The following is a 24586-nucleotide window of genomic DNA, read 5'->3' on the forward strand; positions in this document are numbered from 1 at the left end:
TAGTCGGATTAGTCGGATTAGTCGGATTAGTCGGATTAGTCGGATTAGTCGGATTAGTCGGATTAGTCGGATTAGTCGGATTAGTCGGATTAGTCGGATTTTGGTGCGCCGGGTTCGGCCCGCGAAATTTCATTAAATTCTGCGTAAAATTCTACGCAGAATTCGGCGCAAAATTTGCTCGGGTTTGGCATTTGAAATTTCGCGAGCGAAATTCCGCGCAAAACCGGGCGCAAGATCTTAAACCGAGCCGCTCGCGAGTTTGCGAGCTCATCGCGGCAAGATTTAAAATTTCATAATGCATAAGCTCGCCGTGAAATTTAAAATTTCACGCGGCTGCGCACAGTGTCATGTGTCGCTACGAGATTCTAAATTTCATGTCGAGCGCACCGTGAAATTAATCCGTCGGTCGCGCAGCAGATCGCAGCACGATCTAAAATTCGCGCTTGCGCCGCGACATGCACCGCCGTGAGTTAAATTATGCGGCATTGCAAGCTAAATTTTACGCTCGTGCGATCAGTCATGTTGGCGGAGGTTTGCAGAGCCTAGATTAAATTTTACGCACCGCCGTGTATCGCCTGCGGTGGGCGCGGATGTCTGATCTGCTCTGCTTGCAAAGGCGCAGGCGGCTATAACTGCGCGGTAACAGGATTAAATTTTACGAGCTGACACGTCGCGGCAATGAAATTTCGCGCCGTGCTGCCCGCTGCGAACTGAATTTGTGCGACGACTATATGCCGCTGCGCGCTTATAAATTAAATTGCACTCCACGCGCCCGTCGCCTGATTGTAGCGCGGGATTGAAATTTGCGAACTGCCCTTGTCATAAAATTTAGATCGCTGCACGCCGCGCTGTAGCTGTCGTAAAATTTTAAATTTCATGCTGTGCGTACGTACGAGCTAGCTGTGAAATTTAAAATTCTATGCAGGCGTGAAATTTACTTCGCGTTACTCTGTATCGCGCATCGTCGCGAGCCAAATTATGCGCTGCTGCGGGATTAAAGTCTTGCATGTTCCATGCTATTACTCGGACGCTGTATGCCTGGAGACTCCGTTTTGCGATCCGTTCGCGCCGTATTTGTTGCGATCAGTTACGCGCGTCGCCGTCGCAGTGCGAGATTTTGCGTCGAGCTCTATTTTAGAGCTTTGATTTGCAGCGAGATTTTACGGCGCGCAATGGCGCTAAATTCCATCCTGCGTGAGATTTTGGAATTTTAAAATTCCCTTTCGCGGTATAATTATATGAAATGCTAAAATTTGCGGGATCTTAATAAAGGAATTTTAAAATTTATGCGGCGCGGCTTTATGGCGTGCCTGCAAGAAAGGAGCGATCATGGACAAGCTGGATAAAGAGGAGCTTGCAGAGGCGTTTGTCGCTAGACTCAAAGCTTTAACGCGTAGCGGTGGCGCCGATCTGCGTGAGCTTGATCGCGAGTTTTACGGATTTAGCGTGAGGCTTGGTGTGCGTTACGACTTCGCCGGCAAGTTTAGCGTCTCGCAGATAAGTGGCGGCGAGCGCGCGCAGCTGCATTTCGCAGATATCGCGCAGTTCGAGGCTCATGCGCGCGAGTGCCTGCGCGCGGCAAGCGCAGATGCGGAGCTAAGCGAGGCCTTTATGCTACGCCTGCGTGCAGATCCCCAAAAAGCCGCTATGAATGCGGATCAAATCATAAAATTTCACGATTTTAAGCCCTTTAGCGTTCAGCTGCGTTGTGAGCATTGCGGCGGATCTGGTAGGAGACGCTGCAAAGGCTGCGAAGGCGCAGGCAAGGCGCCGTGCGCTAACTGCGGCGGGCGCGGGCGCTTGATCTGCCCCGATTGCAAGGGCGCCGGTGGCTATAGCCGCGCGGCGTTAAGCTCTACGGACGCTCATGCGCGCGGCCTTTCTGGAGGCGACTCTGCAGGCCCTGCGTCAAATTCTATGGGCTATCGCTTCATTCCCTGCGCTAGCTGCGGCGGTAGCGGCTCGCGCATTTGTCCCGCTTGCGGCGGTGCGGGTGATTTTCGCTGCGAGCATTGCGATGGGCGCGGGTATTTCACTCGCACTGGCAAAGTATCCGTTTATGCCCGTCCGAGCGTCAGCATAGGTGCTAGCTCGCAGGTTTTTGGGCGCGAGCTGCTGGAGTTTTTATGCAGCAAGGGCGTAGGCTTTGCTGCGCGCAGACTTTTATTTCGTCTAAGCTCGCTGCGAGCGGTACAGGGCGGCTGCAAAGCGGTATTTAGCGCGGAGGAGGAGTTTTTGCGCTTGAGTTTTGCCGTCTGCGGTAAGGCTTACGATGCGGCGTGCTTCGGTGGCGTAACATTCGTAAGACCTAATTTTTTGGACGAAGTTTTTGCGCCGGAGCTTGCGGCGGTGCACGGCGTGCCCGCTAGGCTAGGGCAGAACGATGCGCAAAGCCTTTTTGCGCTATTTCGCGCAAAGCCTGTGCTGGATGCGGCGATGCGCCTAGCTAGTGCTAAACTGCGCGGCGAGACGCTAGATCTCGAGCAGTTGCGCGGCGCGGATAGACATTTTAACCCTGTAAATTCTACCTGCGGCACGGCTGATCGCGACGCTTTGAGCCTTGCAAAAGACGCTTCTCGCAAAGAAAATCTCGAGGGCGGCGCGAGCGTAAAATTTGCGGGCACGAAATTCGCGAGCGCTTCGGCAAATTCTATGGGCACGGAAGATAATCGCTTGGGGTTGCGCGGAGAGCAAGGCAGGTTCGCAGGAGGAGTGAGCGGTGGCATAAAATTTGCCGGGGCGGATCTTTTGGAAGGTGGAGAGAATTCTGCCAGCGATTTTGAGGCTAGGCAGCAAAACAGCGAAGCTCTCGCGCAGAATGGACCTAATTTTGCCGGCTCGCAAGAGAGCTTAAGCGGCACTTCTGATCGCGCCGCGGAGGATCTTTGTGAATTATACGGCGAGCGAGATTACCGAGATTTAAGCGCCTTGGGTGCTGAAAATTCCACAAATTCCATAGACTCCGCCGCAATCAATTCCGCAAATTCCAAAAACCTCGCCGCTGCAAAATTTAAAAATCGCGCGAATACGCAAAGCCCTGCCTCGTCAAATTCTAAAATTTCGCCTTTTGCGCGATTAAAGAAGTTCTTTTTCCCACGTTCTTTGCGCGAGGATTGCGCGCAGAGTTTTGCCGCGGCGATTATGCGCGTTTGCGAGGGCTCTATTTCGCAGCAATGCGCTCGTGATTTGGGCGGAGCGATGGCTGGGGCGCTTGGCGTGCTAAGCCCACGCTATGATCGCGCGGTGTGGTGCATAGGCGGAGGCGCGCTCATCGCAGCGGCTGCGCTGGCGTGCGAGGGCTGCTTCGAGATGATCTTTGCGGAGCATTATTTTTGGGCACTTGCATGCGGCGCGGTAATCGCTGCTGCAGGGCTGCTGGGCGGTGTGGCGCTGTGGCTGGCAAGCGCAGTGCGGTGCACCGTAAAAGCTCGTAAAATTCCGCGAGAGTATCGCTGCGGCAGGGGCGGCGCGGCGTTTGCTCGCTTTTGCAAAGCTCTGCTCTGCGCCGTTTTAGCTAGCGCAATCTACGGAGGCGCGGCAAATACGGGCTACGTGCCGAAAACCGGCGCAGCAGGGCTACTGCGAGGGTGGATGCCTGCATTTTTTGAGGACGAAAATTCCGCTTCCGCGAGTGATGGCGTAAATTCTGTAGACGAAAATTCTACGAGTGCAAGCTCTAGCGGCTCTGAAAGCCCTGCTTCAAATTCCGCTTCCGGGGCGACTAAGGATTCCGCTGCGATGCAAAAGAATAAAATTTTATATATCCAAAAAAGCATCGGAGCCAAGCAGGATGGGATTTTTGGCGCACGCACGCTAAAAAAGGCGAGAGAGGTTTTGGATCAAAATCTAAGCGGCGTCGATGAAATTTACGAGGCTCTAAAAAGCAAAGAGCGTGCGAGAACGAACCCGAACTCTAGCGATCAAACTGCGCCTTAACGGTAAATCCGCGACTTAGGCTTGGCGGGCGATCTTAAAAAATCAAAAAGGACGAAAATGAAAAATAAAATTTTAATTCTAGTATTCGCTGCGGCGCTTTCCGCAAATTTCGCGCTAGCCGAAAATTTTGAAATCACCGCAGACGATATAAGCTGGGCTACAAAATCCTGCGATAAGGGCGATGTGAAGGCGTGCGGGGCCTTGGCACAGATTTATAATTATGGCTGGGGCGTGCCGCAAGATCTGCTAAAGGCTGCGCCGTTATACGTCAAAGCTTGCAAAGGCGGCGATGTGGAGTCGTGCGTAAATTTAGGCATTTTGTATCAAAGCGGAGAGGGGATGCCGCGCGATGAGGCGAAGGCGGCGGAGCTGTTCGACAAAGCCTGCGATGACGGGCACGCGATAGGCTGCAGTAACGCAGGCTCTGCGTATATCAGAGGTAGAGGCGTGCGCAAAGACGCTATAAAGGGCGTAGGTTACTATGTGCGCGGTTGCGATATGGATATCGCGGATAGCTGGGCTGCGTGCTTAAATTTAGCGCGTCTTTACGAGGGCGCAGATAATGCAAAAGCCATGCAGTACTACAAAAAGGCCTGCGAGCTGGGCGGCAAGGATAGATTTATGAGCTCGGTAGCGGAGCATGAGCAGATATGGAAAAGCTCATGCGAAAGCTACGAGAGGCTTAAATAGCCGCGCAAGCCCTTACATGCTCGTATTTTAGGAGGCAAGATCATGACGTTAGCGCTGATCCGCCACGTTACGCCGCTGATCGATCGCGGCGTATGCGACGCCGCAGAAGCGGCACGGCGCGCGATCCTGTATGACGCTACGCTAAGCTTAGCTTTGTGGCAAACCGATAAATTTAAAAGCAGCGCCGCATACGAAAAGCTCGCTCGCATAAGCCGAGTATGTTCCTCTCCGCTGCCGCGCGCCGCACTTACGGCGCAAAAGCTATTCCCGCAGCGGGGCATAGAGTACCTAGAGGCTTTGCGCGAGTTTAATCTACGAATATTCCCCATGCCGCTAATAAAAATGCCGTTTGATTGTTGGCTCGTGCTCTCGCGCCTGCTGTGGCTGTGCGGCACGAACCCTAGCGGCGCAAGCGCAGGAGCGGAACGGCGGCGCGCGCTTGATCTGGCGCCGTCTTTGCTAGAGACGGACACTGCGGTGATCGCGCACGGCTTCGTGCTGCGCGTAATACGCCATAGCGCGCGGCGGGCAGGCTACCGCCTGATATATCGCTTTTGTGAGGGCTGCTTCTGCGTAGAAATTTGGCAGCGCGCCGCCTAAAGATACAGCTCTGCGCGAAATTTTGAAATTTTGCGCAGCTAAGAGATTATGAAATTTCGTAAAAGGGATTTGCAATCGGAATTTCGCGCCGCAAAATCGAAAAGACGGAGCTTTGCTAGATTAAATTTACAGGTCAAATTTATCGGAAGCTACTTTGAAATTTTGCGGAATTTTATTTCAGCGCAAAGATAGCGCCGTTTTAAAAGGTGGGAGATTCTTGAAATTTATGCACGCGCCATGATAAACGCGAGCTGCATCGATTTGCGTAGGTAAATCGTGCTGAGTTAAAATTTAGAATTTATGACGCAAAATTTTAAAATTCTACGAACCGTAAATTTACGGCTTAAATCCAAAATTCCGTTATGATGAAATTTAAAAATTTTACGTTGCTTTAAATTTGCCTGCAAATTTGAAATTTCATGTTATTTAACGAGTTACGCGCTGCACCGATAAATCTGCGAGGATTTAAAAATCCTCGCTTCGCACCACCGTTCTTCGCACCACCGAATTTATGCTAGTAGGTGTAGAACCTCTCTAAAACACCACTAGATACGCATTTAATAGCTTGTGCATTTTTTATAAACTTAGAGGCAGTAACTATAGGAGTAATTTTCGCAATTCTTCTCTATATAATTCTAGCAAAAGGTTACTTATATAACTATCATTTATAAGTTGTTATTATTTTTACAATATTTTTTAGCATGGGTTTAAAATTTATAAAATCTATATCTTTATAGTTCTTTGAAACATATTTTGAAAAAATTTCCTTACTATAGTGCTTTTGTTTATCAAAAATAGCCGAGTCCCTACAAAATACTTTTCCATCCATCTTATGATTAAGCGTCTTATCATCAAACAAATCTTCTATTTCACACTCTTCTTTATCTCTTACTAGCTGATTTGTTATCATAAATAAGTTGTCTACAATATTTGCATATAGCTCTTTATCTAATATATTCTCAAATTCTTTCTTATTGGTAAAATTTATAAATTTCCTTACAGGCTTCTTATTATTAGGTATTTCATTGTCAAAAATAAGAATGACTGGATTTGCAGCTATATCTTTTGTTATTTTTTTAAAATACTCAGAATAATTTACAACTTCTCGTCCTACAAAAAACCTATAGATATTTTGAATTGAATCCGCTCCATCTTTTACAAAATTTAAAAAATATTCAAGCCTCTTTGTTCTTCTTAAAAATGATACTTTAAATTCAAATTCGTCATTACTATTTTTTTTAATCAAATCTGGAAAATATGCATATAGACTTTTTATTGCGGATTTCAAATACAATATATCCGTTTTTCCTTCTGTAATAATGAGTGGTTTTTGATTAGCAAAGAAATACTTATAAAAAATAAATTTTTGATATTCTTTTTCTCTGCAATTTAACTTTTTATCATTACTTTTCTTACCATCGTTATGTTTATTATCATTAATATTGATTATATTGTTATACCGATCAATTTGATTAATAAAAGCAAATCTTCCTTCAAGTTGATTCATGGTGGCATCTTTGCCATCAATATTAAAGGATTTATTCTTATAAAGAGAATTGGCCATAGCTCTTGTATATTTACAATAACTATGATTTATACTTATTTTTTTATTAACAACCAATCCAGTAACTTCTTGTCTTGAATCTTTATAGAAAAGCCTAGTCTTCTTCTGGTTAATGCAAAAGCCCGCCTTTTCTACTTCTTTCGAAATACACAATAAAAACTCATTATATATATTCAAAAAATCTTTATTATTGGTAGAAAATGTTAAATCATCTGCGTATCTTGTATAATCAAGCTTATATTTTTTAGCAAGTTTTAATATTCGCATATCAAATATATTACATATTATGTTTGATATAATTGGAGAAGTCGGGGCTCCTTGCGGAAGAGAACCCTTGTAACAACATAATTGAGCTATAATAATTGCTATATCTTTTGGGATTCTGAAATTTATATTTTTTTCAAAAAACCCAACAACTCTACCGAAATGAAAGCTAGCGAAAAAGTCCTTTAAATCTATATTTAAAACAAACCGCTTATTTCTGTGGATTCTAGCATTAGTTATTATGCTTTTGCCTTTTTCAAAACCGTGAGAGATATTAATTTTTATATTTTCATCTTTTTTGATCTTATTTTGATAGTTATACAGCTTATTCATTAGTCTATTTTGTATTTTTTTTAAAATCTTCTTATCAGGCGCATTAATGATTCTAGTGCCACCATTCTTCTTTGGTATTTCAAATGTAGTATATAAATTCTCCACTTTAATGTGATAAAGTATGTAGGTTAATAATTTAAGTTCAATTCCCAAAAAAACAGCAAAATCTTTTCTTGTTTTTACATCTTTTAAACTAAGCATAACTATCCAAAGGAAAAATCAGAATGTGTGGCAACTCATTATACAAAATAATTGCATTATTGTAAGCATGTAGCAAAGTTTGCCAACATTTTAGTCAACGTTTGCGAAACACAAACACAAAATCTAGCCACACATCTTTGAAATTGTAAATACTTTTAGCTTAATTAACTATTAAACTCATTGAGTAAAAATTTATCAGTTTAATAAGCTTTTTATGACTTTAGAAAATATCTTTATGCCAGCCGTATTTTGCGATGGGTTTTTCGTGCTATCTTTTCCCCTTCTACCCCCATATCGGCAATATAATCGTAGCTTTTGATGATTATCCACGCTCCGTCATATCAAAGACCAAGTCGCTGAGATTTACCAAATAATGCAGTACATGCAGAATTCATCAATATCGGTAAATGTGGTTTCGTAGTCGTTTTAAAGGATATAAAGTGTATTTCCCGTACTCGAGCGACTATAAGTTATTTCGCCGACTTCATGCACTATGCCCTCATTATTTATGCCAAAGTACGCGGAAAGCGGGCTACCGCCTGATATACCGCTTTTGCGAGGGCTGCTTCTGCGTGGAAATTTGGCGCCGCGCCGTGTAGAGATACCGCTCTGCGCGAAATTTTGAAATTTTGCGTTTTGTAAATTTTAAATTTAATGTGCCGTTTGACAGATGTCGCGAGGCGGCGAAATTTTATCATGCAATGGGCGCTGCTTTTTGAATACGGATAGCTCGCCACCGCGAAGTAAAATTTAAACCATACGGCGCGAGCGAGGTGGTTTTTGAGCCAGAGGCGCAAAAGGCGCTGCAGCATATCAAGGCCTTGGGGCTTGAGCGGCTAAACGTCTGCATCGCAAAGACGCAGTATAGCTTCAGCGACGATGCCAAAGCGCTTGGGCGTGCGCGCGACTTTAAGCTCAGCGTCAAAGACCTTCAGATTCGCACGGGAGCTGGCTTCATCGTCGCCGTCTGCGGCAAGATAATGCTTATGCCGGGGCTACCGAAGGTTCCTAACGCGCTACATATGAAGATCACGGACGATGGCGTTATAAGCGGATTGGCGTGAAATTTTATTTTCGGCACTCAAAACCAAAGCTGAAAATTCCGCGCTTAAAATTTAGCTCCGGCCTAGTCGCGTTTTAAGCTTAGCGTTCGTAGGTACTCAGATGAAAGCGGAGTAGAGTTACCGATTTGCAAAATTTGGCTGAATTTGCTCGCTTGCGGGTAAATTTTAAGCGCGGGATTTTGCGGATCGGCTTTGCTTTTTAAAAGCAGAGGCGAATTTGACGAGAATTTGACGTTAGGTTCGCCTTTTAAAATTTGACGAATTGCCCATAATTTCTCGCCAAAGCGGATAAAATTGCTTGCCTTTTTGGCAAATCGCCGCTAATCGTAAATTTGAGATTTTTACGTCAAATTTAGGGGAAAATCGACGTAACGTATTTCGGTGTTTTTATTGATCAAATTTGCCCAGGAAAGCCAAAAATCCTGCGCGAAACAGAGCTAAATTTTCACCTTTTCCCACGGCTCGATTCCGCCTGCAACCTCCTCAAAAACGCCTGCGATTTCTATATTTTTTACGCTTAAATTTCGCTCGTAAGCCTTGATATCGCGCGATTTTAGCTTCTTTTGTAAAAAGGCGAATTCATACTCGATCTGACCGCGAGCGACGCTGATTTTAGCCAAATTTCGCGCGTCAAATTCGCCCACCTTCGCGGCGTCAAATTTATACCCGCGAGCGCAGACCTGCGCATAAACCTCCGCCAGATACGCATTTACCGCCTCTAGCGCGTTTTCGTGTGCATAAAAGCGGTCAAGCTGCGGGTGGTTTTTATAGCCCTTGCTAAGTCCCGCCAGCACGTTTTTAGCTAGCAGCGCCTCTCGCCACAGCGCCACAAGCCCCTTTGCATCGAGATATTTAAAGCTTATCGTCCAAAGCCTCATTTTTGCCTTTCGTTAAATTTCGTCGTCAAATTCGGCGCGCTTTGCGCCGCAGCCTGAGTGGCGATAAATTCGCGTCTTAAATTTAGCCAGGCTCTACCGAAGCTAAAATTTTACCTCGCTGCGCCTCTAAATTTCCCGCTCATTGCAGCTTGCCTCTGCATAGCACGGTGATCTTTTCTATGACCTCGCCGCCGCTAACGAGGTAGGCGAACTCGTATAAATTTACGACGGGGCAGATGTGGTTCGGATAAATTTCGAGCCGATCGCCCATGCGCACGGCGTCTCGTAGCGCTCTGTCGCAGATGATCGCATGCTCGTCGTAAACGCCATTTATCCACACATCCGTGCCCTTTATGCGCCCGAGCCCGGGCGTGGCGGTGAAGCCCTCGGTACGCCTTTGCTGCGTGAGTCCCTTGGCGCCGACGTCGGTGATGGTGCGATCCGCCGTAGGCCTGCTGATGACGGTCGTAAGGATACTCGCCGCGTTCATCGAATAATCGCCGTACGCCTGCGCCTGCGAGGCGTCCATAAAGATATAGGTGCCCGGGCGGATCTCGGTGACGCCCTTTAAAATTTCAAAATCGTTTATGAGTGATGGCGTCGAGCCGATACTAACGACGCGTGCGGGCAGAGCCAGCTCACGCGCGATATCCGCAAACTCCAGCGTGCGGCGCTGCGCGGCTAGGTGGACGCGCTCGCACTCGCTTTTATCGGCAGCCTTGTAGGAGTAGCCGTCGTGGGAGAATACGCCGCGGAATTCGATATTTTTGCAGCCTTTTAGAAATTTTATAAACGCTGCGAAATCCTGCTTTTCCACAAAGCCCGAGCGGTTTTCGCCCACTTCGATCTCGGCAAGCACGCAGGCCTTCGTGCCGCTGCGCTCAAAGGCGCACTCTATTAGGCGCGCCTGCTCTATGCTATCTGCGCCGAAGCTTAAGTTTATCCCCGCGCGCAAAAGTGCGATGATGCGCTGAAATTTCAGCTCGCCCACGATCTCGTTTGCGATAAATATATCTTTCAGCCCGTTTGCCGCCATAATCTCGGCCTCGCCCGTTTTGGCGACCGTGATGCCCGCAGCGCCGATGCTCTCTTGCAGCTTCGCGAAATAGGGCATTTTGTGCGTTTTGGTGTGCGGGCGCAGGCTCACGCCCGCGGCGTCCGCGTAGCTTTGCATCTTTTGCAGGTTGCGAAGCACGATCTCGCGATCAATCAGCAACGCCGGCGTGTCGATGTCGGATACTCTCATAAGCTTCCTCCTAGTTAAATTTACGAAATTTTAATGCAGCCGTGCTTAGTAGCTGCGCCCGTTTTGCAGTGCCTAAATTTTAAAATTTAGCGCCGCTTGCAAAGGGCGAAATTTACCTGTCGCTTGCAAAAATCGGAATTTGCGCGCCGTAAATTTAGCGCCGCCTGCGAAATGCGGCTTGCTCGCTGCAAATTCGGCGCCATTCGCGAAGCGTCTGAATTTAGCGGGCAAATTTATGATTCTGCGCCGCATGTTTTCAAATCGCCTCCTATTTTTGTGCCGCCAGTTTCTTAGCGGCGCCTCATTTCTAGCGCGCATTGCTTTGCGATTTGCTATTTTTTGTCCTGAAGCACCTTATCGCGCCATTTCGAGTTTGCTTTGTTGTCGGTCGCTACGTCTTTGGATATCTCGGCTGCCGCTTCAAAATTTTTACTCACGCCCTCTTTGGAATTCTCGTATTTTAAGGCGTTTTCGCTTCTGATGCCGATGCTTTGCGCTTCGCTTGCGGCGTCGATATTAGCGCCTAAAAAGATAAACTCCCAGTCGTATTTTTCCTGCTTGTCGCTAATCATCTTCTTAATCTGCGCTTTGGAGTATTCGCGGCTTGAATTTTCCATCCCGTCGGTGATGATGACGAAAAGCACGCGATTGTTTTTGGCATAGATGTCGGGCACTCGCTCGATACGCGCTATCGTGCTGCCGACGGCGTCAAGTAGCGCGGTGTTGCCGCCGGCGTAGTACTCTTTGGATGTTAGGTTTTCGACCTTTTTAAGCGGCGTGCGATCGTGGATGACATTAAATTTCGTATCGAAAAGCACGGTCGTGACGCTGGCGTCGATCCCCTCTTTGCGCTCCTTTTCTATCATCGAGTTAAATCCGCCGATCGTGTCGCTCTCAAGCCCGCTCATCGAGCCTGATTTATCTAAGATCAGTACCAATTCCAGGTGATTTACGCCGTCTTTATGATCGGGCGGCGTGGCGAGCTCTACGCTTTTGGCAAACATTATGCCCGCAAGCGCGGCTACAAGAAGGATGATTTTTTTCATAGGGGCTCCTTTGTTAAAATTTCATTATTTTACTATTGTATCGCTTAATCAATGAAATTTTATCGCTAAAGCTTCACCGCACGCCTCTGCTGGGTAAATTTTAATACGAAATTTTGTTGCGGAATTTTAACGTATCTTTGCGCACGGCGCCGCAAAGTTCGGCGTGACATAGAATTTTGCATGGCGCAGAATTTCATCGCGAAATTTTAAGGCGCAGAATTTTATACGGCACGGGATTACGCGTGCAAATTTATGCAGCACGGAATTTTACGACGCAAAATTCCACGTGGCGTGGAATTTATGGAATTTACGCCGCCGCAAAATCAAACATCTGCGGATCTGCTCCGTTTTGCGCTGAGGTAGCTTCCGATCTCGCTTATCAAAACGCCTGCGAGGATGAGCGCCGCGCCTAAAATTTGCATCGCGCTTAGCCTCTCGCCGCCCACGAATACGCCCATAATGCCCGCCGTCACGGGCTCGAGCGTGAAAAACAGAGCGGTTTTTACGGGCGTCGTGTATTTTTGCATCAAAGCCTGCGCAAAAAAGCCAAAAACCGTTCCCAGCAGGCAGATCACCGCCATCGCGACGAAAAAGCTTCGATCCATCACCGGCACGATGCTGACTCTTTCAAAAAAGATCGCCGCAAAGCAGCAAAGCACGCTTAAGCAGAGGATCTGTACGTAGGCGATGCCCGCTACGTCGCAGCTTTGCACGAAGCGGTTGGTCAGCACGATGTGAAACGAATACGCGCACGCGCAGACTAGCGCCAGCGCTTCACCCTTGCCCAGGCCTAGCTGCGTGTCGCCGATGAGATAGAGCCCAGCGATCGCAAGCGCGATGCCAGCGTAGGCGTAGGAGTAAATTTTGTGCCTAAACAGCGCCGCGGCGATGAAGGGCACGAGTGCGACGTTTAGACCGATGATGAACGCCACGGAGGAGCTTTGCGCAAATTTAAAGGCGAAGGTCTGCGACGTAAAACCTGCGAATAAAAACAGGCTAAGCACCGCGCCGTGCTTGATCTCGCGCGAAGTTATGGTCTTGAGCTTCGGGAAAAATATCACGCCTGCGATGATACTCGCGGCGAAAAAGCGCCAAAATAGCAGCACGAAGACGTTGTTGCTCGCAAGTGCCTGCGAGGTGGGCAGATACCCGAGCCCAAAAGCGATCGCCACGAAGACCATTCCGATGTCGGCTCTGAATTCCAAACTTTTATTCATCTGCGTCCTTTTTGAAAATTTAAAGTCGTAATTTTACGAAATTTTAGGTAAAAAATAGGCTAAATTTTGGCGGAGCGATTTAGAATTTAGGATTTTAAAATCGCGAGTTAAATTTTAGCGCCTAGCTCGTTTTAAGTTTTCGGCTCGTCTTTTTGGGCTTGCGCGCACTTGTTCGCGCGATCATTATGCCGCTTTGCTACGCGTACATTTTACGGCTACTACTCGCGCGATCATTATGCTGCTTTGCTACGGCTTATCATAAATTTTCATAGCTATTGCTCGCGCGTGGCTAAATTTAAAATTTAATCGCCCGCGCCCTATTTGTCATTTTTTGGAATTTCTATGTTTGCGCGCTCATTCGCGCCTTTTAAACTTATAGTTTTTCTGAGCGTGGATTTAAGGGGAGTCTTTGCCTCTTTTGATTTCATCATCTTATAGCGCCTCTTTCTTATCTCTGCTTCGATAAATTTTATATCTTGCTGTGCGTATGGGAATGAGAGCGTAAAATTTTTGCTGCTTTGCCCGTCTTCTACTATCAAAATCGGCATCTCACCCCTCATCCCTTTCTCCGTAAGGGCATTTTCTATATCGATCTTTGTGCTAAATTTAAACGACAAAAATCTCCACTCTTTCCTTACGGTGCGGCTGTCCATGATGACGCCCTTTTCAGATAACGGCAGTATGGCAATTAGCATCATTGCAAGACCCATCACGATCACGAGTGCGGCCTCGCCGCCGCCTCTTTGCATATACCCGCCTACGCATAAAGGGTCGTTTGCATCAAAGCATGCAACTTTACCTCCGCCTCTTGTTGTTTTTATCCAAGGCTCATCAAACGCCACCAACGAACCCCAGGATAAAAATAGCACGATAAGCATAGTTTTTGCTATGGGGCTAGGAGGTATGAGCCAGGCGCCCTTTTGCACGGTTTTATAAGAGACCTTACTTTTAAAAGCCATGCTTTTTAAAATGGCAAGTCCAAGCAGTAAAAGATTTATGCCGAATACCAAATATAAAAATATCATACTGCCGCCTTAAATTTAGATATTTTTAGCGTTAAATTAAGCTCAAGCATCCTGCTCGCTCGCTTCGGCTTTTGAAATTTCAGCTAGCTTTTCTAATATAAAATTTTGCAAAAAATCTATATCTCTTCGTGCATATAAAAATCCCGCTCCGAATTTAACGCCGCTAATTTTGCCTCGTATGCTTATTATTTTTACGCCTCTTATAAACCCTACGGCGCATATCATTTCGTCAAAGCCTATTTTTTCCGTATGCCTAAACGGCAGAACCTCCCATTCTTTGTAGATGCCGCTTTTATCTATTCTGATTCCTTTTTGAATTAGCACGATAAAGGAAAAAATTATGGCACAAACAGATATGATTTTGCCGAGTATTAGTCTTGGCTCGCTTATTTGCAGATACCCATCCACGCATCTGGGATCACCTTCTTCGAAGCATCTTAAATTTATGCCTGCCGCTTTGTATTCCTGCGAGCAAATTTTATCGTGGGTGTAAAAGCAGGGTATCGGATTACCGTTGTGTTTTGCTACGTGCGGGCTAGATAGAGTGACTACACCGAAGCTTAGGCATATTATAAACATAGGTATCTTTAAAAGCGGATCGGTTGGGATAAATAATGTCCCGCGATAGACGGTTTTATACGATCTGTTTGTCTGAAGCAATGAAACAAGAAGGCAAAAGCCTATCGTAACATAAAGGATTATCGTAGCAAACTCGACTATACTTTGCGACATAATAATGACCTTGTTTTTTAGATTACGCAAGCTCGCGTCTTTGGCAATTTTAGCGCAAAATTTCTAAATTTACGAGATTCTAAGCGCGCTTTTTATAAATCGCGATTAGAATTTTATCTCGCTAGCGTGATCTTGCCGAGCGAAAGGCGGATTAAATTTTTAGCTTTTAGATCTTGCAGCACGCGGTTTATGACGTTGCGCGAGGTGCCTAGGCGCTCTTGCGATGCCATAAAGCGCCTTAAAATTTTGCGGCCTAAATCTTAATGATAATTATCTAAATATTTAAAATCGCACAATATAATTGCGAACCTCAATCAAATAAAGATTAAATTTATCTCGCAAGGATCTACAATGAGCTCGCTTTTGAAGCGCAATAAAATTTTGTTTAACGTCCATCTTATTTTGTCGATCGTTTTTTCTATCCCGCTGCTTATTATAGGCGTGACGGGCGCGATTTTGTCGTATCAGCACGAGCTTGAGGCGCTAATAAACGCGGGCTCTAAAAAGGTCGAAAAAACAGGCGAAATGCAAAGCATAGAGAAAATTCTGCAAAGCTTTAGCGAGCAAACAGGCGCTAAGCAGCCCGTAAGGCTCGTCGTGCCCAAAAGCGATGACGAAGCCTTCGTCATTTACGCAAACAGAAATGATGCATATCTGGTCGATCCATACACCGCGCAGATCATCGGCAAGGATCGCGGCACGGGCTTTGTGCTAACGGTGATGGCGCTGCATCGAAATTTGGGCCTAGCGCTAAGCGGCAATAAAACTGCAGGCGAGGTCGGTAAACAGATCGTAGGCGCGAGTGTCGTGGTGATGATACTGCTCGTAATAAGCGGCGTCTGGCTGCATTTCCCAAGGCTTAGACGCAAATTTATCGAAGCTATAAAGCCAAATTTTAAACTCAAAAAATACGCTCTTTTTTATAACCTACACACGAGCCTAGGCTCGCTAAGTGCAGTGATTTACCTGCTTATCTGCTTAACCGGGCTTAACTGGTCGTATAGCTGGTATAACGATGCCGTGACGAAGCTTTTCGTAAGTTCGCAAAATTTACCGCAAGCTAGCGCGCCTAAAGCCGCCGCTTCTAAAGATCACGCCGCCGCACCTGCTAAAGATGAGGGCAAAAAACCCGCTACGTATAAATTTAGCGACGCGCAGAGGGCTTATGAGATATTCAGATCAAGTGGCATAGAGTATAAAGAATTTACCCTAATGCTCGCAGCCAGAGATAAGATCGGCGTCAGGTATTATGAGCCCGACGCGCCCGCTACCGCCCGTCCAAAAGGCGCGAGCGTGAAGCTAAAGGAGGGCAAGGTCGCGGAGCAGAAGCAGACGGACGGTATCACCGTGGGCGAGTTTAAAGATGCGAACTATCAGCTTCACACGGGCTATTTTTTCGGGCTAGCGGGTAAAATTTTATGGTCGCTCGTTTCGCTTTGTATGGCGCTTTTTATCTTTAGTGGCTTTTATATGACGGTAAAAAGGGCGTTTAAGTCAGAAAATCTCGGCTAAATTTTACTTTGGCGATAGAGGTGCGACGAGCGGAGCAAGAGAGCCCAATACCTACAAAGCATTGAGATGAAATTTGCCGAAGCGGATCAAGAAAAGCCCCGATTTAACGATATTTGAGACATTCTAAAATTATCGCGGATTAAGTCTTAAGGCTATATTGCTCGTGCATTTTACTATAGCTTACTTTTAAATTTTGCGATCTCGGCTTTATCGATTTGGATAGACATGATTTTATTTAGCTTCGTTTCATTCGCCTGAGCAAAACAAGCTTTGTCGATTCTGCCTTTTTGAAAATCTTGGTCTAATTTGACTTTTAAGCGTTTGAAAATTTCCTCTTTTGAGCCGATACTGATTAGTTTGTAGATCTCTTTTTCGTCGGTTAAAATTTTATTCTTATCGCTATTTCTATCAATGGCGATAATATTAATTTTATCCCCGAAATGCTCTTTTAGCTTTTTTAAGCCATTTGGCAAGTTTCCTTGGATGCTAGACATAACTTCAATGTTCCCGCCGCGCCCGTATTCGTTAAAGCGCTTAAAAGTATTGTCTAAAGCCTTTTCAGGTTCTATATGCACCGCAGCAATCGTAACGTCTAAATTTTTTTGTAGGCACTGCTCTATTTTTGGGATAGTCGGCGCCGGGTTTGCCAACTGACCCTCAAAAATAAGTTTAACTTTATCATCGGTCATAAAATTTTTAACCGAGGTTGTTTTTCCGGCTCCAGGAATTCCGGTGATGAAGATTGCTTTGGTTTTATTAGGCTCATCGCGTTTCAGAACCTCTTCAAACTGCGTCGCCGCCAAAACAGCGGAGGAATTATGTATCGCGTCATTTACTAGAGCCCTATTTTCTTTTGCTTCAAAGCAAGGAAAAAGTTCTTTGAATGTATCGGAACAAATATAACGACCACCTGTGGTATTAGGGTGCTCATTATATTCTTTTAAAAAATTTTTTAAAGAATTTTCAGCAAGGACAATCGCTTCGTCTTGAATTTTTATCAATTCGGCATTAGAGCTGAAATCAATCTTTTTTATTGCGCCTACTAACTTTGATTGGCCATTTTTTATACCTACTTGTCGTATTCTTTCAATACTCTTTTTTGGAGCACCGCGATAAAGTTGCTTTTCTATTTTCTTGCGATATTCAGCGTCGTTTTCCATTCGCGTCAAATGATCGCTCACGCCCTGCCACATTTTCATGTCTTCTTCTGTTAAAGCCATTTCAAATCCTTTCTAAGAAATTTCTAGTATTTTAATATATTTTATATTATAGCATTTATCTTTCTTATAATTATGCAACAAATGTATCTTGGGCCGCAGAAATACGCTTTTGAGTTATATGGGATATTACTACGATGAAAAAGAGAAAACAATAAAACAAATATCGAATAAAGAGCGATAAATGGCGAATATAACTAAATTTTACCTTCGCGGCAAGGGCGGTAAATTTATAAAATTTTACCTCGGTAGCGAAGATGATAAATTAAAATTTACCCGCCGCGCCTGCTTAAAATTTATTGCTTAGCGTTATTTACCTCTTGCACCGCGAGTGATCATTAAGGACTGCTCGTAGAAAATTAGCAGCGTTATTGAAACGCCCGTGCCTAGCGCCAGCGAGATCGAGATCGTGGCGAGAGCGTTGTCGAAAAACGAGATGAGGTGGGCGAGTTTATGCTCTGCGCCCGTGGCTCTGATATAAGAAAACAGCGCCAAAACCGCCTTGTAGGCGTAGATGCCAGGTATCATCGGAAGTAGCGCGGGGAAGGCGATGATCTCTGCGGGCACCTTGAGACGCTTGGCACAGAGCATCCCCAAAACGCCGATCAGAAACGACGCAAAAAGCGTCGCGGCGGCGATCGAAAAAATTTGGCTTTGAATCAGCAAAAACCTGCATGAATGCGCAACCGCCGCAAGCAGCGCCGAGAAAATGAGCGTCTTTTTAGGCGGCATGCACGCATACGCAAACCCCAGCCCCGCCGCAGCGGCAAAGCAAGCGTCCTTAAATACCAAAAGTGCTATATCAAACATTTACAAGCCCCAAATTTGAGATGCTAAGCGTCAGAAAGAGCCCGATTGCGATGCAGATGATCAAAAGCCCCGTGTTTAGCCCTCTACTGATGCCTACGAGCATATTTTCGTTTAGGATGTCAAATACCGAGTTGATCAGCCAGACACCAGGGATCAAAAACAATATGCTCGATCCCACGGCTACGTCGGGCGTGGCGCTAAGCCCGTAACGAGCGCCTAGCGAGACGATGAATGAGACTGCGAACGAAACCGCGATGTATTGGATTTTTAGATTGATTTTAAGCTTGCTAAGCAGATAGCGGACGCAAATTCCAAAAGCCGTAGCCGCAAACACTAACGCCATCGCGCCGCCATCGCCGCCGAAAAGCTCACAGAACGCGGCATTTGCGACGCTGAGCAAAACGAGAGTTTTGACAAAATTCCTCTTTTGCGAGGTTAGAATTTGAGTAAACGCGGCTTTGGCGCGCGCAAGGGGGATTTTTTCGTCGTAAATTTCCCAGCTAAGCGCGCTTAGCTCCGAGATTAGATCGAAGCTGATCTGCGCCGCAGCGCCCGTTTTGACGTAGGTGCGGCGAATGGAGTTGTCCGCAGGGTCCATCACGCTGATGATGAAGTGGCGCACGAAGATCATCAGGCTTGCTTCGTAGCCGTAAGCATCCGCTATCCTGCGCACGCAGCGCTCGATGCGCGCTGTGTAAGTGCCGATGCTAAGCATCTTGGCGGCGTATTCGCTAAGAAAATTGGTAAGCTCTTGGATTTGCGGTCTTGCCGCTTCTGCTTCTTTTGCTGCCGCTATTTCCGTTGTCATTATTTCCTCCGCTACTCTTGTAATCTCAATATCGTTTTGCGCTGTTTTCGTCGTTTTTACTTCTACGACGCTCGTTGTAGCTTCCTGTTTTTGCGGCGCCCGCCATCATTTTTGATGTCGCTATGATGTCCGCCGTCGCGGAATTTTTATTTTTAAAATTTAATGCAGCGGTAGCGCCCGTGGAGGAATTCTCGCTATCTAAATTTGACGCGGCGACATTGCTTGTAGCGGTAAAATTTTGACTGCTTAAATTTTGATTGTTTAAATTTAATGTGGCTTTGGAATTTTCGTCATTCAAATTTAACGTCGAGGTTGAATTCTCGCCGCTAGAATTTATTGTCGCAGCAGCGGAGCTTTCATCGCTCAAATTTGAAGCGGCGCAATTCTGCTTTTTTAAAGCATTCTGCTCACTTAAATTTAAATCGCAGTCTGAGCTTTGCTCGCTTAAATTTAAACTTTCGGCATCCTCGCAAGATTCTCTAAATTTAGAATTTTTCACGCTTACCTCAGGCTGATGAGATCGAGCGGGTTGATGTGGTAGTTCTGCTGCGTCACTTCAAAGGTCAGATCCGAGCCGATGCGCCCGATGATGTAGCCCTTTTTGACGTTGGAGCCGACGCGCACGGTAGGCGGGATCTGATTTAGATGCGCGTAGATCGTGTGGATGCCGCCGCTGTGCTCTAGGATCACGACCTTATCGAGCACGGCGGTTTCTTTAGCAAAGACTACTTTACCCGGCAGCACTGCCTTAACCTGCGTGTCGCCGCTGTTTGAGCCGAGCACGACGTTTTCGTTGAAAAGCTTGATGTTATACACGGGATCGTTGTAGTTGCCGAATTTTCGCTTCAAATACGCGCCGTTTAAAGGCGCTGCAGTCTTGGCTCCGCCGTATTTTTTAACGCGCGAGGACTGATAGCTAGAGCCGTACTGCTTGACCTTTTGGTTGATCTTGCTTACGCGCTCATCCGCTGGCTCGCTCACTTCGGGCTCGGGCTCACTAGGAGGCGCAGGTTCGGGCTTGCCCGCCTTTTTTGCCGCTGCTTTTGCTTTGGCATACTCTTTTTCGCGAGCTTGGCGCTCCTTTTGCTTCTGCGCTTCAAGCTTTGCTTGGCGTGCCGCTTCCTCCTTCTGCGCTTTGGCTTTTTCCTCGGCGTCGTCGATGATCTTAAGCTCCTGCAGGGTCTTAGATATGGCGTCTTGCTCGTCGTTTATCTTCTCCAGCCTCGCGATATAGTCCTCTTTGTCCTTTTTCATCTGCGCGAGTTTCTCTTTTTGGGTGGTTTGCTTGGCGTCGAGATCGGTTTTTTTCTTATCGTAGCCCGCCATGCTCGCTTGGATCGATTTGATCTTTTTGTTCTGCTCGTTGATAAAATTTTGATTATTTTCGTAGTCTTTGATCAGCCCCTTCAGCTCGTCGTTCATAACGAGGCCAAGCCCTTCTAAAATTTCGCTAGCCATGATAGAATCGGGCGTGGTGGTGGAATTTACGTCGGTGATGAGATCAAATGATAACTCTTGCGAGATCACGCTTGCGATCTTGCTTTCTAGATCGTTTTGCACGCTAAGAAGCGTGACATTTTGGCTATTGAGCTTTTCAAGCTCCTGCGCTTCGGCGGCATATTGATCCTTTAGGCCTTCTATCGCGTCGCTTAGCTGCTTAATCTCGCCCTCGCGCTTTTTAAAGCCCTCCTGCTCCTTTACGATTTGGCCTGCGATCTCGTCGATCTTTTGCGAGAGTTGCATCCCCTCCTTTTGCGAGCTTTTGAGCTCTTGACCCGCTTTGGCGATCTTATCCTTCGTGCTTTGCTGCTTTGCGGGTGCGGCGTAAGTAAGAGCTGCGGCGAGCCCCAGCGCAAGAAGCGGCGCTAAAAAAGCTCTTTTCATGCTCGTTTATTTCCAATTTGCAGCATCACAAAACTTACCGCGATGATAGATAGCGCTAAAGCCACGCCTAAAAGGATCAGCGCGTCGTAAGGCAGCACTATGGCGGTGCGTAGATCGCCGATACCCTTAAGCGTAGTCGAAAACACCTCCCAGCCAGGAAGCGCAATGTAGAAGCAGGTCACGATCAGCGTGGCGATGAAGGAGTCTATTATCGCCATTCGGTAGAGTTTGCCGCTTTTTATCAGAAACGACGCGCCGAAAAGCTCCATGATCTCGATGCGCTCTTTGTGTTCGTAAACCCAAATACGCATCTGACGGTGAATTAACATCACGCCTAAAAGCACGATGAGAAACGCAAAGCCGTAAACGAGGCTTTTGATAAGCAGTAAAATTTTAAAAATTTCATCGTGGGTCTTTTTAAAAATTTCAACCCGCGTGAGCGAGCCTATGGATTTTAGATCCTGCTCGATCTTGGCAAGCTGCGCGGCGTCGGGGAAGCTTTCGAGCTTGACGCTATAAAATTTAGGCAAATTTTTACTCAGCTCGGCAAAGGCGTTTTGTGAAATTTTACCCTTCAGGCGCTCGGTGATGCCCGCGGTCGAAATTTCGCTAATCGAGCTGATCTTCGGCACTGCTTTTTGCGCGTCTTGCAGGCTGAGCGAGGTTTTGGAGACTAACACGATGTTATATTCGTTTTGGATCGAGCGCTCGTAGCTTTTGGTTAGGTTGCTCATAAAAATTCCAAACTGCACGGAGAAAAGCAGCGCGACGAGCGAAAAGATCACGCCGAAATGGGTTTTAATCGATTTCATTTACTTTAGCGTCCTTAATCTCAAAATGTCGATGCCTAAAACGCAGCGTAGCGGGCATTTTGTGCGTCACGATGACGACGCAGGCGTTCCACGACTCGCACGCCGAGCGCAGCAAATTCCAAATAATGGCGCTGGAGTAGTCGTCCAAATTTCCCGTAGGCTCGTCGCACAGCAGTAGCCGCGGATTATGCGCCATCGCACGCGCCAAAGCCACGCGCTGCTGCTCGCCGCCGCTAAGCTCGAGCGGGTACTTACCCATCTTATGCCCGAGCTCGACGTGGCGCAGTAGCTTTTTGGCTTGGTCTTGGCAGACCTGCTGATTGTAGCCCATTATCATTAACGGAAGCATTATGTTGCGCTCGATCGTCCATTCGTTGATCAGGCGGTAGTTTTGAAAGATAATGCCGATGCGCTGGCGCAGGGTGCGCAGATCGGAGTTCGTGATGCCCTTTAGATCGCACAAGCAGACGTTCAGCTCGCCGCCGATGATGTCGATGCCGCCGTAGAAGGACTTAAGCAGTGTGGATTTGCCGCTGCCGCTCTTGCCCGTGATGATGACGAAGTCCTTCGCGCCTATGCCGAAACTCGCGTCTTGGATGACTGCGCCCGCCTTTTCGTAGCCTAGCGTGAGGCCCGCTGCGGTGATGATGTTGTAATCGTCCGTTATCTCTGCCATTGTGAAAATATCTCCGAAATTTTTTGATGTGCCGCGTGGTTTTCGCGCGTAGGAAGCGGGCGGCGGATGAAGTAGCGCGTGCCGCTTGCGTTTGCGCGGATAAAACACTGCTGCGGAAAGTCGAATGCCCCGAGCGAAAGCAGGATTAGCACGTCCTGTGGCTCGGTTGTGCACGGCTTGCTTTGCCGTTCGTTTTGCGGCTCGGTGTAGCTTGGTTCACTTTGTCGTTTATCTTGCCGCTCGGCGCGATTTAATTTGCCTTGGTGTTTGGCTTGTAGCTCGTCATGGCTTAGCTCGCTTCGGTGACCGATTTGCGACTTGATGGGGTTTGACTTATTTTGTAATTCAGCTTGCTGTTCGACAGCGTGGTTTAGCTCGTTTTTTAGTTCGGCTTGCGGCTCATTTTTGCAAGATGCGGCGCTTGTTTTTTTTAGAATTTGCGTAGCGCTTGCTCCGTCTGCGCGGATCGCATTCGGCGTGGCACTCTCTTCTATCGCACTGATCGCTGCGAATGAGCCGTCCAAATTCGGCACATTGTTTGTATCTATTGTGCCGATCGCTGCGGGTGTAGTGCTTGCGCTTGTCACATCGATAGCCGCAAGCGCACCCTCCGTGCCGCTAGCATTTGGCGCGCTGCTTGTTGCGATCTGCTCGCAGGCTAAAGCGCGCTTTTCACCTGGGGCGGGGTGGCTAAATTTAGCGCTTACTGCGATGGGAACGTCGCTCGTTAAATCTATGCCCTTTGTGCTCAAGCGATCCTCGTTTAAATTTGCGCCGTCTTTTGCGCCCGTTTCATCTGCAAGGTTTGTATTTAGTGCGTCGCTCGCTTTTTTTAGAATTTGCGTAGCGTTCGCGCAAGCTGAAATTTTATCGCTCGCTGTCGTAGATGAAATTTTGCCGCCACTTGCTAAAATTTCATCCATGCTCGCGCGCTCGGTTAAATTTCCGCTGCGCGTCGCGTCTAAATTTATAGCCTCGTCGTTCATCGCTTCGTCCGCGCTGCCTAAATTTACGCCGCCTGCCGCGCAAGCTCCGCCCGCGTCCAAGCTTTTTTGCGCATCGAAGTAAAAAATTTCCTCAAAATGCACGAAAAAATCCTCGCCTTTGAAGGTGAAATTTTTAAAATTTCGCGCGATTGCCGCCGCGTTAAATTTTAAAAATTCCATCTCAAACCGCTGCGGCTCGCCACGGCCCGCGGTTTTGTTCTCATAGATCAGATCGTAGATATTTTTATCCATTTTGCGCCATCTATCCTCGTATTTGCTCGCTACGGCGGCGTCGCGGTTTTTAAAATGCGAAATTTCGCCCGCTTTGCGCCGAACGTAGGGCGAGAGCTTTTGCATCGCGTAGAGGAAGTATTCCTCGCTGTCGGTGCGAAGCTCGAAGCGGCCGCCGCGTCCGAGCGTGCGTGCGATCTGCGAGGTGAACTCGTCGCTTATGACGCGGCGGTGCGGCGCGTCGTCCCACGGCACGGGGAAGTGCAAAAATACGCGCTGCAAGCAGCCTGCGGGAAGCAGGCTCAGCAAAACCCGCGCGTCGGTGGCTATGAGAGCGATGTTTTGCAGCCCTTCGCGGATCGCTAGTTTTGCGACCTGCTCGATCGCGGGCTTGTAAATTTCGATACCGATTAGTAGTGCGTCTTGATTTGAGCGCGCCTGATGAAGCAGATGTCTGCCTGAGCCGAAGCCGATCTCGATAAAAATTTTATTAAATTTAGAGCTTTTTACGAGGGATAAAATTTCATTCTCGTCCAAAATCAGCGGCGTTTTTTCGGTAAGCGAGCTGCCTTTGTAAGCAAATGCCTGCGAGATGATCTGCCCGCAGAAGCGCTCTTTAAAAATTTCGAGCGCTCGCTGCAGATGGCCGATCTTGGCGGGCTTGGTGATCTTTTCGCCCTTTACTATCACTTTACCGCCGCCGGGCTTAACGATGATAAAAAACTCGCTATCAAAGCTCTTAGTTCGCACGAGCGTTAAATTTCTGCCGCGCGCCGTTTCTAAAAATTCGGTCTCGCCGAGCTTAATTGGCAGCGGCGGCAGGCTCACACTTTGGGTTATGAAATTTGGCAAAC

General features: G+C 47.1%; 20 protein-coding genes and 1 pseudogene. 6 read left to right on the forward strand and 15 right to left on the reverse strand.

The window, feature by feature from the left end; genetic code table 11:
* The first annotated feature begins 1329 nt into the window (after positions 1–1329).
* From Q0380_RS08815 to Q0380_RS08825, 3 genes are read left to right on the forward strand one after another with little or no spacing between them, the layout of a single operon-like run.
* Entirely contained in the window at positions 1330–3936 is a 2607-nt protein-coding gene (locus Q0380_RS08815) for a hypothetical protein (protein ID WP_298962811.1), read from the forward strand.
* Between the two features lie 57 nt (positions 3937–3993).
* Entirely contained in the window at positions 3994–4626 is a 633-nt protein-coding gene (locus Q0380_RS08820; RefSeq protein ID WP_298962814.1) for a tetratricopeptide repeat protein, read from the forward strand.
* Between the two features lie 42 nt (positions 4627–4668).
* The gene (locus Q0380_RS08825; protein ID WP_298962817.1) at positions 4669–5226 is read left to right on the forward strand and encodes a histidine phosphatase family protein; all 558 of its coding nucleotides are present in this window, start codon (positions 4669–4671) and stop codon (positions 5224–5226) included.
* Between the two features lie 661 nt (positions 5227–5887).
* Here the strand turns inward: Q0380_RS08825 and Q0380_RS08830 are convergent.
* Positions 5888–7588, reverse strand: coding sequence for a retron Ec67 family RNA-directed DNA polymerase/endonuclease (locus Q0380_RS08830; protein ID WP_298962819.1), 1701 nt, complete (start codon positions 7586–7588; stop codon positions 5888–5890).
* 752 nt (positions 7589–8340) lie between these two features.
* On the opposite strand from Q0380_RS08830, the pseudogene Q0380_RS08835 reads away from it, so the two are divergent.
* Positions 8341–8652: pseudogene (locus Q0380_RS08835) on the forward strand (formate--tetrahydrofolate ligase); the annotation flags it as partial.
* Between the two features lie 437 nt (positions 8653–9089).
* Here the strand turns inward: Q0380_RS08835 and Q0380_RS08840 are convergent.
* The 6 genes from Q0380_RS08840 to Q0380_RS08865 all read right to left on the reverse strand — a co-directional run bounded on the left by Q0380_RS08840 (position 9090) and on the right by Q0380_RS08865 (position 14796).
* Positions 9090–9530 (reverse strand): pyrimidine dimer DNA glycosylase/endonuclease V, encoded by a 441-nt coding sequence (locus Q0380_RS08840; protein ID WP_298962822.1) that lies wholly within the window; start codon positions 9528–9530, stop codon positions 9090–9092.
* A 139-nt stretch (positions 9531–9669) separates the two neighbouring features.
* The gene (locus Q0380_RS08845) at positions 9670–10776 is read right to left on the reverse strand and encodes an alanine racemase (RefSeq protein WP_298962825.1); all 1107 of its coding nucleotides are present in this window, start codon (positions 10774–10776) and stop codon (positions 9670–9672) included.
* A 332-nt stretch (positions 10777–11108) separates the two neighbouring features.
* Entirely contained in the window at positions 11109–11822 is a 714-nt protein-coding gene (locus Q0380_RS08850; protein ID WP_298962827.1) for a vWA domain-containing protein, read from the reverse strand.
* A gap of 323 nt (positions 11823–12145) precedes the next feature.
* Entirely contained in the window at positions 12146–13039 is an 894-nt protein-coding gene (locus Q0380_RS08855) for a DMT family transporter (RefSeq protein ID WP_298962830.1), read from the reverse strand.
* Between the two features lie 317 nt (positions 13040–13356).
* Positions 13357–14064, reverse strand: coding sequence for a hypothetical protein (locus tag Q0380_RS08860; protein ID WP_298962833.1), 708 nt, complete (start codon positions 14062–14064; stop codon positions 13357–13359).
* Positions 14065–14106: 42 nt separating this feature from the next.
* Complete coding sequence (locus Q0380_RS08865) at positions 14107–14796, reverse strand: hypothetical protein (RefSeq protein ID WP_298962835.1); 690 nt, start codon at positions 14794–14796, stop codon at positions 14107–14109.
* Between the two features lie 351 nt (positions 14797–15147).
* Between Q0380_RS08865 and Q0380_RS08870 the strand changes: the two genes are divergently transcribed.
* Entirely contained in the window at positions 15148–16308 is a 1161-nt protein-coding gene (locus Q0380_RS08870) for a PepSY-associated TM helix domain-containing protein (RefSeq protein WP_298962837.1), read from the forward strand.
* Between the two features lie 173 nt (positions 16309–16481).
* Here the strand turns inward: Q0380_RS08870 and Q0380_RS08875 are convergent, their stop codons facing one another.
* Positions 16482–17528 carry a zeta toxin family protein gene (locus Q0380_RS08875; protein ID WP_298962839.1) on the reverse strand — a complete coding sequence of 349 codons (1047 nt, stop codon included), beginning with the start codon at positions 17526–17528 and terminating at the stop codon, positions 16482–16484.
* Positions 17529–17709: 181 nt separating this feature from the next.
* Between Q0380_RS08875 and Q0380_RS08880 the strand changes: the two genes are divergently transcribed.
* The gene (locus tag Q0380_RS08880; RefSeq protein WP_298962842.1) at positions 17710–17832 is read left to right on the forward strand and encodes a hypothetical protein; all 123 of its coding nucleotides are present in this window, start codon (positions 17710–17712) and stop codon (positions 17830–17832) included.
* Positions 17833–17834: 2 nt separating this feature from the next.
* Here the strand turns inward: Q0380_RS08880 and Q0380_RS08885 are convergent, their stop codons facing one another.
* Genes Q0380_RS08885 through trmB form a run of 7 tightly spaced genes read right to left on the reverse strand, consistent with a single transcriptional unit; the run spans position 17835 to position 24584 of the window.
* Positions 17835–18326 (reverse strand): threonine/serine exporter family protein, encoded by a 492-nt coding sequence (locus Q0380_RS08885; protein ID WP_298963501.1) that lies wholly within the window; start codon positions 18324–18326, stop codon positions 17835–17837.
* 1 nt (position 18327) lies between these two features.
* On the reverse strand, positions 18328–19143 hold the full coding sequence (locus Q0380_RS08890; protein WP_298962844.1) for a threonine/serine exporter family protein: 816 nt from the start codon (positions 19141–19143) through the stop codon (positions 18328–18330).
* A gap of 25 nt (positions 19144–19168) precedes the next feature.
* Positions 19169–19642, reverse strand: coding sequence for a hypothetical protein (locus Q0380_RS08895; protein ID WP_298962846.1), 474 nt, complete (start codon positions 19640–19642; stop codon positions 19169–19171).
* A 2-nt stretch (positions 19643–19644) separates the two neighbouring features.
* Positions 19645–21027, reverse strand: a complete 1383-nt coding sequence (locus tag Q0380_RS08900) for a peptidoglycan DD-metalloendopeptidase family protein (RefSeq protein WP_298962848.1) — start codon at positions 21025–21027, stop codon at positions 19645–19647.
* Positions 21024–21839, reverse strand: a complete 816-nt coding sequence (locus tag Q0380_RS08905) for a hypothetical protein (protein WP_297961083.1) — start codon at positions 21837–21839, stop codon at positions 21024–21026. The genes Q0380_RS08900 and Q0380_RS08905 overlap by 4 nt, the downstream gene beginning before the upstream one ends.
* Positions 21826–22515, reverse strand: coding sequence for an ATP-binding cassette domain-containing protein (locus Q0380_RS08910; protein ID WP_295152369.1), 690 nt, complete (start codon positions 22513–22515; stop codon positions 21826–21828). Before Q0380_RS08910 ends, Q0380_RS08905 begins: the two co-directional genes overlap by 14 nt.
* A complete protein-coding gene (gene trmB, locus Q0380_RS08915; RefSeq protein ID WP_298962850.1) occupies positions 22503–24584 on the reverse strand; it encodes a tRNA (guanosine(46)-N7)-methyltransferase TrmB in 2082 nt (693 codons plus the stop codon). The genes Q0380_RS08910 and trmB overlap by 13 nt, the downstream gene beginning before the upstream one ends.
* Positions 24585–24586 lie beyond the last annotated feature (2 nt).

It is taken from the genome of uncultured Campylobacter sp. (genome assembly GCF_937959485.1).
Lineage (GTDB): Bacteria > Campylobacterota > Campylobacteria > Campylobacterales > Campylobacteraceae > Campylobacter_B.